The sequence below is a fragment of the Flavobacterium aquiphilum genome, assembly GCF_027111335.1.
Lineage (GTDB): Bacteria > Bacteroidota > Bacteroidia > Flavobacteriales > Flavobacteriaceae > Flavobacterium > Flavobacterium aquiphilum.
In genome coordinates this window covers 164,786-182,344 of sequence record NZ_CP114288.1, presented here as the reverse complement: position 1 = coordinate 182,344, position 17,559 = coordinate 164,786, and the positions used below count along the sequence as shown (strand labels likewise).

The following is a 17,559-nucleotide window of genomic DNA, read 5'->3' as shown; positions in this document are numbered from 1 at the left end:
ATGAAATATTTAAGCAATTTTCTGAAAATAGGGATGCTGCTGGGAGTTACATTTCTAATGATGGCCAGTATTGAAAAAGGCGGAGGAACTATTTCCAATTCTAGGAAAATAGCATTCAATTCCGGTTGGAGTTTTCATTTGAATGATAGTATAAAAGACAAAGATACCATCAACGGTTCGACTACTTGGAGAGTATTAAATTTGCCTCATGATTGGAGTATCGAAGGAAAGTTTGATGAAAAAAGCCCTGCAGGTTATGGCGGAGGTGCCCTTAATGGAGGTTTGGGATGGTATAAAAAAACATTTAAGATCGCTCTAGAAAATAAAGAAAAAATTACGTCAATTGTTTTTGACGGTGTTTATAAAAACAGTCAGGTTTGGATTAACGGACATTACCTTGGCAAACGCCCAAATGGGTATATTGGTTTTCAATATGACCTTTCTCCTTATTTGAACTTCGGAGATAAAAACAATGAAATTCTTGTCAAAGTTGACAATTCAAAACAACCCAACTCTCGTTGGTATTCCGGATCGGGGATATTTAGAAACGTATGGTTGGAAACAACAGATAAATTACATGTTGATCAATGGGGAACTTATGTAACTACCCCAAAAGTTACTGCCAAAAGTGCTTCGGTGCATTTGGAGACTACAATTAAAAATCAATATGACGCGCCAAAAAACGCGAGCATTCTAACCACAATTTTCAAAAATGACATTAAAGTAACTTCGGTTACCAAAAATATAAGCATTGCTGCAAATGTAAATCTGGTTCTGAATCAAGACTTAATCGTAAATGACCCAATTTTATGGTCTGACGAAAAACCGGAACTTTATAGAGCAGTTACTACAATAAGCATTGACAATCAAGTTATCGATCAGTATGAAACCAATTTCGGAATCCGAAATTTCAAATTTGATCTTAACAAAGGATTTATTCTGAATGGAAAACAAGTAAAAATCAAAGGGGTTTGCATGCACCATGATTTAGGCCCGTTAGGATCGGCAATTAATACAAGAGCTATCGAACGTCAGTTGGAAATTCTGAAAGGAATGGGTGTAAATGGAATAAGAACTTCCCATAATCCTCCGGCACCAGAGCTTTTGGATCTTTGCGACAAAATGGGTTTCATTGTCATGGATGAAGCATTTGATATGTGGAAAAAAGCAAAAAATAAATATGACTACAGTCTCGATTGGGATAAATGGCATGTGAAAGATTTGCAGGACCAAATCCTTAGAGATCGTAATCACCCAAGTATTTTTATGTGGAGTATCGGAAACGAAATTCCGGAGCAATGGAGTGAAGAAGGAGTCACAATTGCCAAAGAATTATCGGCGATTGTAAAAAAACTGGATGCAACACGTTTGGTTACTGCGGCCATGAATCCTGCTGTTAATATGAAAATTGATGAGGTGGCATTGCAATTTGAAAAAGCAAAAACCGATTTCAATTTATTGGCAACTTCGGGGGCTTTGGATATTATTGGTTACAATTATGCCCACCAAACTTTTGAACATCATCAAAAAAACTTCCCAAATACTCCTTTCATAGCTACCGAAACAACTTCGGCTTTAGAAACACGTGGTTATTATGACGTGGTTTCGGATACTTTAAAAAAATGGCCGGTAAGATGGGACCTCAAATTTACAGGAGGAAAGCCTGGTAACACGGTTTCGGCTTATGACCAAGTGCAGGCACCTTGGGGTTCTACTCATGAAGCGACTTGGAAAGTGATTAAAAAATACGATTTCCTTTCTGGAATGTACATCTGGACTGGTTTTGATTACATTGGTGAACCAACTCCTTACGAATGGCCTTCGATCAGTTCTTATTTTGGGATTGTGGACTTGGCAGGTTTCCCAAAGGATGTTTATTATATGTACCAAAGCGAATGGACTAAGAAAACTGTTTTGCATCTTTTTCCGCATTGGAATTGGAAGGAAGGCCAAAATGTAGACGTTTGGGCATATTACAATAATGCCGATGAGGTGGAGCTTTTCCTTAACGGAAAATCAGTTGGCGTTCGAAGTAAAAAAGGCGATGATTTGCACGTGATGTGGAGAATTCCTTTCCATGCAGGAACCTTAACAGCTATTTCCCGTAAAAACGGAAAAACAGTTTTGGAGCGAACAATCAAAACTGCCGGAGCACCAGCTGCTTTAAAGTTATCCGCAGACAGAGCTATTATCAAAGGCGATGGAAATGATTTGTCTTTTGTAACGGTGGATATAACAGATGCGAATGGTGTGCTTTCGCCAAATGCCAATAACGAAATCCAATTTTCTTTGAAAGGAAACGGAAAAATAGTTGGGGTTTGCAGCGGTGATCCTGTGAGTCATGAATCTTATAAAGGAGACAGACACACTGCTCTTAACGGAAAATGTCTGGTTGTTATCCAGGCTGGTGAAAAAGCAGGAAAAGTTGAATTGACTGCCAATGCCACTGGATTGAAAAGTAGTACGACATTCATTACGATTAAATAAAAGAATACTGTAAATTGCTTTGTCTGATTCTTCTTATTTGAAAAGGCAAAGGATTAACTAAAATAAAAAAACAAGAAAATGAAAAAAAGACAACTAATACCGTTATCCCTATTTATGGTATTTGGATTTTTTGTAAGTCCAAAAGGATTTGCTCAAATTCAAAACGCTGATGTTTTGAACGCACCAATCGATATCAGCAAAGATTTTCAGAACTATTTAAACACTTTTTATTTTGCAGATGAGCTAACCAGTTTTGATCCTGCAACAGGAAAAGGAACTATAAAATATTTGCGTTACAATTATCAAACCCGTCAGGCTTTCAATAATATGATGATGAAGCCAGGTGTGGTTCCTGCCAATGAATTCCCAACGACTGAGTACTCAGTTTCCCCTGAATTGCCTTTTCAGATTCAGTTTGTATCGGATCGTTCCATTCGTATTAAAACAACTTCCGGACCACAATTTCACCCAGAAGCAACCTCTTTGATGCTGGTTGATGGAGTGGCTCCAAATCATCCTGAATTGTGGAAATCATCTAAAATCGAAGGTGGTTATAAATACACCAGCAAACACGGTTCTGTTGAGATTTTGTCAAAACCTTGGCACATAAAAATTTATGACGAAAAAGGAAAGCTGCTTACGAGTACGCTTCACGATTCTGATTTTAAAAACACATACACTCCAACACTTCCATTCTCGTTTGTACGCAGAAACAGCGATTACTCCAGAAGCATGGGAGCTGCTTTTAGCTTAGAGCCAGATGAAAAAATATTTGGCTGCGGAGAATCATTTACCCAATTCAATAAACGCGGGCAAAAAGTGGTTTTATGGACGGATGATGCCAATGGTATTCAAAACGAAACCATGTACAAACCAATTCCGTTTTACATGAGTAGCCGTGGTTATGGAGTTTTTATGCACCACTCTACGCCTATTACGGTTGATTTTGGAAAATATTTTGCCAGTGCCAATGAAATGTATATTGGTGATGATGAAGCCGATTTGTTTTTCTTCATTGGTGAACCAAAAGAAATATTGGATGAATACACCAATTTGACAGGAAAAGCCGCAATGCCGCCACTTTGGTCGTTTGGTTTCTGGATGAGTCGTATTACTTATTTCTCTGAAAAAGAAGGTCGTCAGGTGGCAAAAGATTTACGCGCTTACAAAATCCCAACCGATGTTATTCACTTCGATACTGGTTGGTTTGATGTAGATTGGAGAAACAATTACGAATTTTCTAAAGAGCGTTTTCCGGATGCAGTGAAAATGATGTCGGATTTGAAAGATGATGGTTACCATGTGTGTCTATGGCAATTACCATATTTCACTCCAAAAAATACTTTGTTCAATGAAATCATGGACAAAAATTTGGCCGTGCGTGATCGCAAAGGAAATCTTCCTTATGAAGATGCCGTTTTGGATTTCTCAAACCCTGCAACTGTAACTTGGTATCAAGGCAAATTGAAACATTTATTCGACCAAGGAGTTTCTGTTTTCAAAGTAGATTTTGGTGAAGCCGCACCACCGGACGGAATTTATAACTCAGGACGTACCGGTTTCTATGAGCACAATTTGTATCCATTGCGTTACAACAAAGCCGTTGCCGAAATTACCCAGAAAGAAAAAGGTTATACTCTTATCTGGGCAAGAAGTACTTGGGCAGGTAGCCAACGTTACCCATTACACTGGGGTGGTGATGCCGAAACTTCTAATGGTGCAATGTCAGCTGAATTAAGAGGAGGGCTTTCATTAGGATTGAGCGGATTCAGTTTCTGGAGTCATGACGTGGGAGGATTTGCAACCAAATCACCGGAGAATTTATACCGCAGATGGGCACCATTCGGAATGTTTACTTCACACGTAAGAAGTCATGGTGAACCTCCGAGAGAACCTTGGTTATACAGCAAAGATTTCTTGGAAGGATTTAGAAATGCCGATAATATGCGTTACGAATTAATGCCTTATATCTATGCCCAAGCCAAAGAAAGTTCTCAAAAAGGATTGCCAATGATGCGTGCTTTATTCCTTGAATATCCAAATGACCCGGGAGCTTGGTTGGTTGACAACGAATATTTATTTGGATCCAGTATGTTAGTCGCCCCTTTGTTTGAAGAAGTTACAGAAAGAGACGTCTATCTTCCACCTGGAACTTGGATTGATTACCAAACCAAAAAAGTGTACCAAGGCGGATGGCATAAAATCAAAGCGGGAGATATTCCAATCGTAGTTTTAGTTAGAGAAGGGTCGGCGATTCCTCATATTGGATTGGCACAATCTACCAAAGACATGGACTGGAGCAAATTGACCCTTAAAGTATACGCTGCAGATACAACCGATTCTGCCACCGCCAAAGTATTCTTGCCTGGTACTGACGCTGTACAAACTATTACTGTTTCTAAGAAAGGAAGCAATTTTGAACCCGCTTCAAATCCGTTAAACGGAAAAACTACTTTCAAAACTGAGTGGATTAAATAGGATAAATTAGGTTAGTTCTTTAATCGGGGTTATAGAAAATCTAGACCCCCGATTAATTATAATGAATTGCCGAAAAAACACAATGATGATAAAGAAATTAATACTTCCAGCACTTTTACTGTCCATTAGTATAGGTAATGCTCAAGGCAAAAAAACAAAAACCTACGAAGTGGCTTCTCCCGAAGGGAAAAATAAAATCCAGTTCCAATTGGTTGACAATGCTCCGAAATATTCGGTTAATCACGGAAAAATCCAAGTGATTACACCATCTGATATGGGTTTTATGCTAAAGAATAATGAAGATTTTAGCAAAAATTTTGACGTTGTAAAAGTTGAGAATTCTACTTTCGACGAGACATGGCAACAGGTTTGGGGAGAAAAGAAAAAAATAAGAAATCACTACAACCAAATGGTGGTGAAGTTGCAACAGAAAAATGCCGAAAAGCGAAAATTGGAAATTCAGTTTCGTGCATACGATGATGGAATTGCTTTTAGATATGTGTACCCAAAACAAGGAACCAAAGACAGTATTTTTATCATGGATGAAAAAACAACTTTCAACCTGAAAGAAGACGGAAAAGCGTGGTGGATTCCTGCATACAAGGAAAACCGTTACGAATATTTATATAAAGATTCTCCGGTTAGCACTTTAGATACTGTTCATACTCCATTAACAGTGGAAAGCAAAAGTGGATTGAAACTCAGTTTTCACGAAGCCAATCTAATCGATTATGCAAGTACAACATTGGTAAACAATACAGGAACACAACTGAAAACGGATTTAGTGCCGTGGGCGGATGGTGTAAAAGTAAGAGTAAAAGATACCTTCACTTCTTCTTGGAGAACACTTCAGATTGGAGAAAATGCAGGCGATTTAATTGAATCCTATTTAATCCTAAACCTTAACGAACCAAATAAATTAGGAAATCCATCTTATGTAAAACCATTTAAATATTTCGGAATTTGGTGGGCCATGCACATCGGAAAATACACTTTTTGGGAAGGTGAAAAACAAGGAGCTACTACGGATCATGCCAAAGATTATATTGATTTTACCGCCAAAGAAGGATTACATCATTTATTGATCGAAGGTTGGAACAAAGGCTGGACGCCTGCTTGGTATGAAAACAAAATGCACATGTTCAGCTTCACTCAAAGTGCAGATAATTTCGACTTGGACAAAGTAGTAGAATACGGAAAAGAAAAAGGAGTAGAACTTATCGGCTATCACGAAACAGGTTCGAACTTGATTAACTACATGAAACAAATCGATGCCGGTTTTGCCTTGTACAAAAAATTAGGAATCCATACCGTAAAAATTGGTCACGTAGGTTCAAAATTGAACATGAAAGAATGGCACCATGGACAATTTGGAGTGAATTATTTCAGATATGTTTTGCAAAAAGCTGCCGAATATGATTTGGCCGTTTTCTATCATGAACCAATAAAAGACACAGGAGAACGCAGAACCTATCCAAACATGTTAGCAAGAGAAGCCGCTCGTGGTCAGGAATACAATGCCTGGAGCGAAGGAAATCCGCCAAATCATGTAGTTATTTTGCCTTTTACAAGAATGTTGTCTGGACCAATGGATTATACTCCTGGAGTTTTAGACGTAGAAATCAAACAAGGATATCCTGGAAAAAGAGTACACGGAACAACGGCACAACAATTGGCAATGTATGTATGTTTTTATTCGCCAATTCAAATGTTGGCCGACCTTCCTGAAAATTATGCAGTACCCGCTTTCCAATTCCTGAAAGACGTTCCAACGGATTGGACAGATACTAAAGTGTTGAATGCCGAAATTGGACAATACATCACAACTGCCCGTAAAGACAGAAACAGTGACGATTGGTATTTGGGAAGTATGACTAATGAAAAGGCGAGGGACATATCAGTTCCATTGACATTTTTAGATTCTAAAGCGACTTACGAGGCACAGATTTATGCCGATGCCGAAGGTACTGACGAAACACACAATCCATCTGCAGTTGCGATTTCTAAGAAAACCGTGAAAGCTTCAGATGTATTGAAATTGCATTTAGGGGGCGCTGGCGGAACAGCTGTTAGATTCAAAAAATTATAATCTGTGGACATTTTAAATCCGATAGGTTTTTAAAGCCTGTTAGGTATTTGGAAGAGTTTAATTAGTTAGATTCCATAGGTCTTACGCCCAGTTTGTCATTCCGACGGAGGAGGAATCTCCGTTAGAAACTCGACAAAGATTGGAGATTATGATTGCGGAATTGCTAGCGGAGATTCCTCCTCCGTCGGAATGACATGCGATATGGAATAAATGTTATCTAAAAATAGAATATTTACAGGTTTTCAAAACCTGGAAGGATAAAAAATCAAATGGCAAATATCATTTTCATGAAAAGAATTTTACTAACATCACTGGCCTTCATTTGTTTAATCAATATCAATTTGTTTGGACAAAATAATAATGCTGAAAACAGGATTATTAAAGTCGATTACAATAAATCTGCGGGGAAAATGAGCACGATGTTCAAAGAATGTGTTGGAGCCGGACGTGCCAATGAAGGTTTACGTGCCGATTGGCAACAGCAACTCACAATGGTGAAGAAAGAATGCGATTTCAAATACATTCGGATGCATGGTTTATTGACAGATGATATGGGAGTTTACAAAGAAGACAGTAAAGGAAATCCAGAATACAATTATCAATATATCGATGCTTTGTACGATTTTCTTTTGAGTATCAAGATGAAACCTTTCGTGGAATTAGGATTTATGCCTTCGGCTTTGGCAAGCGGTAACCAAACCATTTTTTGGTGGAGAGGAAACGTTACTCCTCCAAAAGATTATAAAAAATGGGAAGACTTAATCCGCAATTTAACGACACATTTTACCGAACGTTATGGAGCTGATGAAGTGAAAACCTGGTATTTCGAAGTTTGGAACGAACCGAATTTGACGCCTGGGTTTTGGACAGGGACGCAAGAAGAGTATTTCAAACTCTATGATTATACGGCAAAAGCCATCAAAAGTGTAAATCCAGTCTATAAAGTGGGAGGTCCCGCAACGGCAGGTGCAGCCTGGGTACCGGAAACTATTGACTTTTGCAATAAAAATAATGTCCCGCTGGATTTTATTTCGACTCATACTTACGGTGTAAAACAAGGTTTTTTAGATGAATTTGGAACTTCGGGAACTGTCCTGAATAAAGAAGAGTCAAGTATTAGTGGTGATGTAATTAATTCGCGCAAGCAAATTTCAAGTTCGGCTAAACCTAATTTGGAATTGCATTATACAGAATGGAGTTCTTCGTACACGCCAGCTGATCCAATTCACGATAGTTACCATTCGGCTGCTTATATTTTGCAAAAATTAAAACAAGTAGGCAATGCACCAAACTCAATGTCATATTGGGTTTTCACCGATATTTTCGAAGAAGCAGGACCGCGATTTACACCCTTTCACGGTGGATTCGGATTGCTGAATACTCAGGGAATTAAGAAACCGGCTTATTTCTCGTACTATCTTTTGAATAAATTAGGGGAAACAGAACTTCAAAATAAAGATACTGCCTCTTGGGCAACAAAAAACGCAAAAGGGGATATTCAGTTGTTGTTTTGGGATTTCACTCATACGCTCCCTGAAGCTTCAATAAACAATCAGCAATATTACATTAAGGACTTACCATCCAAACCAAAAGGAACCGTAAAAATTGAAGTAACCGGACTTCAAAAAGGGAAGTATAATTTGGAGATATACAAAGTTGGATACAAAACGAATGACGTTTACACGGATTATTTAGGTATGAATAAACCGAACCAGCTTTCTCAACAGCAAGTAACTACACTGAAGCAAAAGAATAGCGGAGCACCGATTGCAACAGAAAAAATAACGGTAGATGCAAAAGGCATTTACACTAAGGATCTTAAAATAAATGAAAATGATGTGCTTTTGCTGAATTTGGTAAAGCAATAGTTATAAAAAATAAGACGAAAATTACCTGTTATGAAAAATAAAATAATCAAATTATCCTTTTTTTCGATGTTACTGTTCATGGAATACAGTGCTAATTCCCAAACAATTAACAATATGAATTTGTTAAATACGAGCCAACCTGTAAAATCTTTGAGTTCAAAATATGATGCAAAAATAGACCAATTAGTCGCCCAAATGACTTTGGAAGAAAAAATTGGTATGCTACATGGTAACAGCATGTTTGCAACAGGAGGTGTAAAACGATTGGGAATTCCAGAATTAAAAATGGCTGATGGACCTTTGGGTGTTCGAGAAGAAATTTCTCGTGACAACTGGTCGGCAGCAGGATGGACAAATGATTTTGCCACTTATTATCCAGCTTCGGGAGCTTTGGCTGCAACTTGGGACGCAAAAATGGCTTATACCTTCGGAAATAGTGTGGGGCAGGAATTGCGCGCCCGGGACAAAGACATGTTGCTTTCGCCAGCCATCAATATTGTGAGAACTCCATTGGGAGGACGAACTTACGAATATATGTCGGAAGACCCTTTTTTGAACAAAAAAATTGCAGTACCATTGATTGTTGGACTTCAAAACAACGATGTTATGGCTTGTGTTAAACACTTTGCTGCCAATAACCAAGAAACGAATCGTGATATTTATGACGTTCAAATGGATGAACGAACCCTGCGGGAAATATATTTGCCTGCCTTTGAAGCTGCCGTAAAAGAGGCAAAATCGTATGCGGTAATGGGAGCTTATAACAAGTTAAGGGGAGATTATTTATGCGAGAACGATTATATGCTGAATACCATTTTACGTGACGAATGGGGGTTTAAAGGTGTAGTCGTTTCTGATTGGGCTGCTGTTCATTCGACAGTAAAATCATTGAAAAACGGATTGGACATCGAAATGGGAACACCAAAACCGTTCAATGAATTTTTCTTGGCCGACAAACTAATTGCCGCTGTCAAGGCGGGCGAAATCTCGGAAACAGAAATTGACAAACATGTCAAAAGAATATTAGGTGTTTTATTTCAAGTAAAAGCGATGGGAGGCGAAGACCGTGTGAAAGGCAGCATTGCCACTGAAGCACATTATCAGGATACCTACAAAATTGCTTCGGAAGCAGTGGTGTTGTTGAAAAACGAAGGCAACGCCTTGCCTTTAAAATTGAATCGAATAAAATCCATTGCGGTGATTGGTAACAATGCAACCAAGAAAAATGCTTTGGGCGGATTTGGCGCTGGTGTAAAAACCAAAAGAGAAATTACGCCTTTGGAAGGTTTGAAAAACAGATTGCCTAGTTCTATCAAAATCAATTATGCCGAAGGTTATTTGGAACGTTATGAAGTAAAAAACAAGGGAAATATGGGGGATATAACCATGAACGGTCCAGTAACAATCGACCAGTTAGATCCAAGCAAATTGGAAGAGGCCATTGAGGCAGCCAAGAATTCAGATATGGCAATTGTTTTTGCAGGTTCCAACCGTGATTACGAAACCGAAGCTTCCGATCGCAGAAACTTGAAGTTGCCGTTTGGACAAGAAGAATTGATTGATAAAGTTAGGGCGGTCAATCCAAATACGATCGTTGTTATCATTGCAGGAGCCCCTTTTGATATTGACGCTATTAGCAAAAAAAATAAAGCCTTGGTATGGAGCTGGTTCAATGGTTCCGAAGGAGGAAATGCCTTGGCAGATGTATTGTTGGGAAAAACAAACCCTTCAGGTAAATTGCCTTGGACAATGCCAAAAAACATAATGGATTCACCAGCTCATGCCACCAACAGCTTCCCTGGCGGGAAAACCGTAAATTATGCCGAAGGAATTTTGGTAGGTTACCGTTGGTTTGATACCAAAAAGATTGAGCCCCTTTATCCATTTGGCTATGGGTTGTCTTATACCACATTTGCTTTCGATAATGCCAAAACAGATAAAAAAGAATACGCTACTGATGAAACAATTTCAGTTTCTGTAACGGTTAAAAATGCAGGAAAAGTGGATGGTAAAGAAGTAGTTCAATTGTATGCGTCTAAATCGGATTCCAAAATTACTCGCGCTGCACAAGAGTTGAAAGGCTTTGAAAAAGTATTGGTCAAAGCTGGAAAATGGGAAACGGTAACGATTAAAGTTCCAGTAGCAGAGTTGGCTTATTATAATGCCGAGGCCAAAAAATGGACAGTGGAGCCTGGGAACTATAAGTTGAAACTAGGAAGTTCTTCACGTGATATTAAGAAAGAAGTTATTGTAACTATCAAATAAGCAATCGATATGCCTAATGTGGTTGATTACTGAAAAATTACTTAAAGCATAATTCCATTGCCAGCCCTCAATTTTGGTGTTGACTATGGAATAACCAAAAAAACCAAACAAAAAACCAAAACCAAAAAAATGAAAAAAGTAATTAATCGGATATTGAGCATTCTTTTATGCTCAGTATCCCTTGGAATTTGGGCTTGCAGTTCCGATTCGGGTACTGAAGAACCGAAGCCTGCTGCGAAAACACTAACGGTTGATACTAGCAAAATTGATTTTGATAGTAATGAAAATACAACCAGCGTTAAGATTTCAGGAACTGTTAGCTCTTGGTCGGTTAGCTCATCGGATGCGAGTTGGATCCAGTTGAGCCAGACTTCAGGTTCGGGAACTGTAACGATAAGTATTAAAGCGTTAGCGAATGCATCCACTTCATCGCGATCAGCAGTAGTAACCGTAAGTTCAACTGAAGCAGCATCGGTACAAGTTTTAATTTCTCAACTTGGTGTGATAGTTGTTGCACCTTTATACCCAAGTTATAATACAAATCCTCTCCCGGCTGATGCAACCGGAATGGCTAATAGTGCAACCGACTTGGCAGCAAAAATTAAATTGGGTTGGAATATTGGTAATACGCTCGAAGCTACTGGAGGTGAAACCGCTTGGGGAAATCCAAAAGTTACTAAAGCATTGATTGATTTGGTCAAAGCAAATGGTTTCAATGCGATTCGTATCCCATGTTCTTGGAATCAATATTTAGCCAATACTACTACTGCTCAAATCAAAGCGGATTGGCTGAACAGAGTAAAAGAAGTTGTTCAGTATTGCGTCGATAACGATATGTACGTTATCGTTAATATCCACTGGGACGGTGGTTGGTTGGAAAACAATGTTACCGAAGCCAAAAAAATAGAAAACAATGCTAAACAAAAAGCGTTTTGGGAACAAATAGCGACCAATTTGCGTGGTTTTGATGAACATTTGCTTTTTGCAAGTGCCAATGAACCAAACGTAGATAATGCAACTCAAATGTCGGTTTTAACATCTTATCACCAAACCTTCATAGACGCAGTTCGTTCAACGGGAGGTAAAAATGCATATCGTACTCTGATTATTCAAGGACCAACAACAGATATCGAGAAAACAAATAAATTGATGCTGACTTTGCCAACGGATAATGTTGCTAATAAAATGATGGTTGAGGTGCATTATTATACGCCATATCAATTTTGCCTTATGGATAAAGATGCCGATTGGGGAAAAATGTTTTATTATTGGGGAGCGACTAATCACTCCACAACTGATTTAACTCGAAATCCAACATGGGGTGAAGAAGCCGATTTAGAAAAATTTTTCAAATCAATGAAATCGCAGTTTGTAGATAAAGGAATTCCTGTTGTATTAGGGGAGTTTGGCGCCATTAGACGTGATTTGACTGGAGATGCCTTGACTTTGCATCTTAATTCAAGAGCATATTTTTTAAAGACGGTTGTAAAACAAGCCAAAGCCAATGGGATGTTGCCTTTTTACTGGGATGCTGGAAATTTGGGTACAAACACTATGTCTTTGTTCAATAGAACCAATAATACCGTTTATGATCAACAGGCATTGACAGCTTTGCAAGACGGATTGAAATAATTTTAAAGTTTCTAAGTTGCTGAGATTCTGAGGTCCTAAGTTTTTTTAATTCTTAGTATTTTAGAGTCTTAGCAACTTAGTATCTCAATAACTTAGAAACTCTGAAAGAATGAAAAAAAGTATCATATTTCTTTTTCTGATTTTTGGCGCAATGGTTAATGCCAATGTCCGAATGCCTTTGCTGTTCTCTGACGGAATGGTTTTGCAGCGCAACAAGCCAATCCCGATTTGGGGTTGGGCTGACGCCAATGAAAAAGTCGAAGTCCATTTTAATAAACAGACGAAATCCATTATTGCCGATAAAAACGGAAAATGGATGATTAAACTGGATGCTGAAAAAGCGGGCGGCCCTTTTGAATTGATTATTACCGGTAAAAATAAAATCGTCATTGCCAATGTCTTAGTTGGTGAAGTTTGGATTTGCAGCGGACAATCCAATATGGAATTTCAGGTTTTCAAAACAATGAATGCTACTGAAGAAATTAACGATTCTAATTATCCAATGATTCGTCATTTTGGTGTAGCCCAAGATATGAGTGGTACTCCAAAATTAGATTTAAAACAAGGGAAATGGGAAGTTTGCGGTAAAGAAACTGTTGGCAATTTTACGGCAGTAGGCTATTATTTTGCCAAGAAATTATATGCCGAATTAAAAATCCCAATCGGAATAATTAATACTTCTTGGGGAGGAACTTGTGTGGAGACCTGGACCAGTCGCCAGGCATTTGAAAAAAGCGATTACTTCAAAGATATGATTGCCAATGTCCCCCAAGTGGATATGCAGGCTGCATTTGAAGTGTATCAAAAATCAGTTTTGGACAACATCAATAAAATACAAGGTTTTGATGTTTCAATGGAAAATGAAGATCAGTTTAAAGATCCAAATTTTCAGGATACTAAATGGCCCGAAATAAAGGTGCCTTCTTTATGGGAAAATCAGCAATTAGGTAATATTGATGGTGTTGTCTGGATGCGAAAAACAATAGTGCTTTCTGCTGAGCAAGCAAAAAAAGAAGCCGTTTTATATTTGTCCAAAGTTGATGATGAAGATCAAACGTATGTTAACGGGGTTTTGGTTGGAACAAATAATCTTTGGGACAAGCAAAGAATTTATAAGATTCCCGAAAATGTTTTAAAAGAAGGTAAAAACGTAATAGCAGTCCGCATTGCCGATTATACCGGAGGTGGCGGAATTTATGGCGATCCAGCCGATTTGAGAATTGATTTTAAAGATTCAAATTTGCCGCTTGAAGGTCTTTGGAAATTTAATGTAGTACAAGTGAAAATTTCCATTTCGCCAAACACTTATCCTTCGTTATTGTATAATGCGATGGTGAATCCTTTAATTCCGTATGCTTTTCAAGGAGTTTTATGGTATCAGGGAGAAGCCAATGTTTGGAGAGCCAATCAATATAAAAAAGCATTCCCTTTGATGATAAATGATTGGAGAAGCAAATGGAATCAAGGTAATTTCCCTTTTTACTTTGTTCAGTTATCGACTTATAATGAGTTTAACGGAAACAGTAAAGTAGGAAGCCGTTGGGCTGAACTTCGTGAAGCGCAAACCCAGACACTGCAATTACCAAATACCGGAATGGCTGTAACGACTGATATTGGAAATGCAAAAGACATTCATCCCACAAACAAACAGGATGTTGGTAAACGTTTGGCGGCAATTGCCCTGAATAATGTTTACAGAAAGAAAATGGTTTACAGTGGGCCAATGTATAAATCGATGGAGATTAAAGGGAATCAAATACTTCTTTCTTTTAGTAACATTGGCAGCGGATTATCAGCTTCTGATAATTCAGAGAGTTTGAAAGGATTTGAAATTGCCGGTGCCGATAAGGTTTTTTATTCTGCGAAAGCGATAATCAAAGACAATAAAGTAATCGTTTCATGCGAAAGCGTTCCTAATCCGGTTGCCGTTCATTATGGTTGGGCAGACGACGATACGGAAATCAATCTTTTCAATAAAGAAAAATTTCCAGCTTCCCCTTTCAGAACCGATAATTGGGAGATGTTAACGGCGAACGAAAAATATAAAGTGAGCAAGTAATCTGGATTTTGAATTATGAAAACAACTATTCTGTCACTTATTTTTTTCTTGTCGATTGCAAGTCATGCACAACAGCAAAACGCTAAAATTCAGCCGAAGTTTCTTCTTTCAACCATAATGTTTTGAGCGGATTCATGAGTCTTCGTTTGGGGCTTTCTGCTGTTGGTGATGGTCAGGTTACGTTTAAAAATTTTATTTATAAAGCCATTCATTAAATAAGGAAAACATTTAATTTTAGGAATTAAAAAATAAATCTTTACCTATGCGATCGAGTCTCTTAACAAAAATTATTTTGGTTTTTATTCTCTCTTCTTTTGGAGCGAGAATAGTTGCACAATCCAGTCATGTTTTATGGTATAAACAGCCTGCCGATTATTTTGAAGAAAGCCTGGTTTTGGGAAATGGAAAGACGGGCGCGACTGTCTTTGGAGGTGTCAATTCCGATAAAATTTATCTGAATGATATCACGCTTTGGTCGGGAGAGCCTGTAAATGCCAATATGAATCCCGAAGCTTACAAAAACATACCTGCCATTCGTGAAGCATTGAAAAACGAAAATTATAAATTGGCCGATGAACTGAATAAAAAGTTACAAGGAAAGTTTTCTGAGTCTTTTGCACCTTTGGGAACAATGAATATTGTTCATTTTTATAAAGACAAAGAGGCGAAATATTCTGATTATTACAGGGAATTGGATATCGCAGATGCCATTTCTAAAGTGAGTTACGTCATCGAAGGTGTGCACTTTACTCGTGAGTATTTTATTTCAGCTCCAGATAAAATTATGGTTGTCAAGCTCACATCTAGTAAAAAAGGAGGGCTTAATTTTGATATCAACTTTGAGAGTTTGTTGAAATATAATGCTACAACCCAAGAGAATCTAATGCAGATAGAGGGATATGCTCCAGTTCATAGTGCTCCAAGTTATGTAAATGAAGAAAATCCAATTGTGTTTGATGAAAATAAAGGAATACGTTTTTCAAGTTTAATTCAGGTAAAAAACACAGACGGGACAATAAGTAAAATGGGTTCGAATTTAAGTGTTAAAAATGCTACTGAAGCAATAATTTTTGTTTCCATAGCGACAAGTTTTAATGGATTCGATAAAAATCCCGCTACCGAAGGATTAAATGCTAAGGCTATTGCGAAAGAGAATTTAACTAAAGCAATGGCAAAGCCCTATGGGATTTTGAAGAAATCCCATATTGCAGATTATCAAAAATTTTATAATCGGGTGAGTTTGAATTTAGGAAAAACAACAGCGCCTAATTTGCCTACTGACGAACGTTTACTACGCTATGCAGAAGGAAAGGAAGATAAAAATTTAGAGATTTTATATTTTCAATATGGAAGGTATTTACTGATTAGCAGTTCCAAAACATTAGGTGTTCCAGCCAATCTACAAGGTATTTGGAATCCCTATATGCGTCCGCCATGGAGTAGCAATTATACCACAAATATCAATCTCGAAGAAAATTATTGGTTGGCAGAAAACACCAATCTTTCTGAATTACATCAGCCTTTGTTGCATTTCATTAAAAACATATCCGAAACCGGGAAAATTACTGCCAAGACATTTTATGGAGTCAATGGTTGGACGGCAGCCCATAATTCAGACATCTGGGCGATGAGCAATCCTGTTGGAAATTTTGGAGGAGGTGATACCAATTGGGCTTGTTGGAATATGGCTGGAGCTTGGTTGAGTACTCATATTTGGGAACATTATTTATTTTCTCAGGATAAAGATTTTTTGAAAAAAGAGGGTTATGAGATTCTACGTGGAGCTGCCCAGTTTTGTTTAGAATGGCTGGTAGAAGATAAAAACGGAAATTTAATTACATCACCATCCACTTCACCTGAAAATAAATTTATCACACCTGATGGCTATGTGGGTGCTACTTTATATGGAGGAACTGCTGATTTGGCAATGATTCGTGAATGTTTTTTAAATACGATTGCGGCATCTAAAGTTTTAAATACTGATACTGAATTTAGAACTAAGCTGGAGAATGCGCTTACGAAATTATATCCTTACCAAATAGGAAAAGAAGGAAACTTACAAGAGTGGTATTTTGATTGGAAAGATGAAGATCCAAAACACCGCCATCAATCGCACCTTTTTGGACTTTTTCCAGGCAATCATATTACGGTATTAAAAACACCAGAGTTGGCTGAAGCTTCGAAAAAAACTTTGGAAATTAAGGGTGATGAAACAACCGGCTGGTCAAAAGGTTGGAGAATTAACCTTTGGGCTAGGCTTTGGGATGGTAATCGTGCTTATAAAATGTACCGTGAATTGCTTCGATATGTTGATCCAGATGGTAAAAAAACGGAAAAGCCAAGAAGAGGAGGAGGGACTTATCCTAATTTATTTGATGCGCATCCTCCGTTTCAGATTGACGGGAATTTTGGGGGCGCAGCTGCAGTTGCCGAAATGTTGGTTCAGTCTAATGAAAATGAAATTCGTTTATTACCTGCTTTGCCGGATGCCTGGGAGAACGGAAACGTAAAGGGAATTTGTGCCAGAGGAGGTTTTGAAATTTCAATGGAATGGAGTGCCAAAAGATTAAAAACGCTCACAGTGTTTTCTAAAAAGGGAGGAAAAACGACTCTTATTAGTGGAGATAAGAAACAAAGTGTCACTTTGCAAAAAGGACAGAAATTAAAAATAGTCTGGTAGT

General features: G+C 38.0%; 8 protein-coding genes. All 8 read left to right on the top strand.

All coding sequences use genetic code 11. The features are described from left to right. Positions 1-57: 57 nt before the first annotated feature. The 8 genes from OZP12_RS00750 to OZP12_RS00715 all read left to right on the top strand — a co-directional run bounded on the left by OZP12_RS00750 (position 58) and on the right by OZP12_RS00715 (position 17,558). Complete coding sequence (locus tag OZP12_RS00750; RefSeq protein ID WP_432419536.1) at positions 58-2,487, top strand: glycoside hydrolase family 2 TIM barrel-domain containing protein; 2,430 nt, start codon at positions 58-60, stop codon at positions 2,485-2,487. Positions 2,488-2,565: 78 nt separating this feature from the next. Then, positions 2,566-4,965: a glycoside hydrolase family 31 protein gene (locus OZP12_RS00745; RefSeq protein WP_281227129.1), complete on the top strand. Its 2,400-nt coding sequence runs from the start codon at positions 2,566-2,568 to the stop codon at positions 4,963-4,965. Positions 4,966-5,050: 85 nt separating this feature from the next. Beyond that, a complete protein-coding gene (locus OZP12_RS00740) occupies positions 5,051-7,054 on the top strand; it encodes a glycoside hydrolase family 97 protein (RefSeq protein ID WP_281227128.1) in 2,004 nt (667 codons plus the stop codon). 287 nt (positions 7,055-7,341) lie between these two features. Further along, positions 7,342-8,922 carry a GH39 family glycosyl hydrolase gene (locus tag OZP12_RS00735; protein ID WP_281227127.1) on the top strand — a complete coding sequence of 527 codons (1,581 nt, stop codon included), beginning with the start codon at positions 7,342-7,344 and terminating at the stop codon, positions 8,920-8,922. Between the two features lie 30 nt (positions 8,923-8,952). Beyond that, positions 8,953-11,187, top strand: a complete 2,235-nt coding sequence (locus OZP12_RS00730; protein ID WP_281227126.1) for a glycoside hydrolase family 3 C-terminal domain-containing protein — start codon at positions 8,953-8,955, stop codon at positions 11,185-11,187. Between the two features lie 129 nt (positions 11,188-11,316). Continuing rightward, positions 11,317-12,819: a cellulase family glycosylhydrolase gene (locus OZP12_RS00725; protein WP_281227125.1), complete on the top strand. Its 1,503-nt coding sequence runs from the start codon at positions 11,317-11,319 to the stop codon at positions 12,817-12,819. Between the two features lie 109 nt (positions 12,820-12,928). Beyond that, positions 12,929-14,878, top strand: coding sequence for a sialate O-acetylesterase (locus tag OZP12_RS00720; RefSeq protein ID WP_281227124.1), 1,950 nt, complete (start codon positions 12,929-12,931; stop codon positions 14,876-14,878). A 262-nt stretch (positions 14,879-15,140) separates the two neighbouring features. After that, the gene (locus tag OZP12_RS00715) at positions 15,141-17,558 is read left to right on the top strand and encodes a glycoside hydrolase family 95 protein (protein WP_281227123.1); all 2,418 of its coding nucleotides are present in this window, start codon (positions 15,141-15,143) and stop codon (positions 17,556-17,558) included. Position 17,559: the final 1 nt, after the last annotated feature.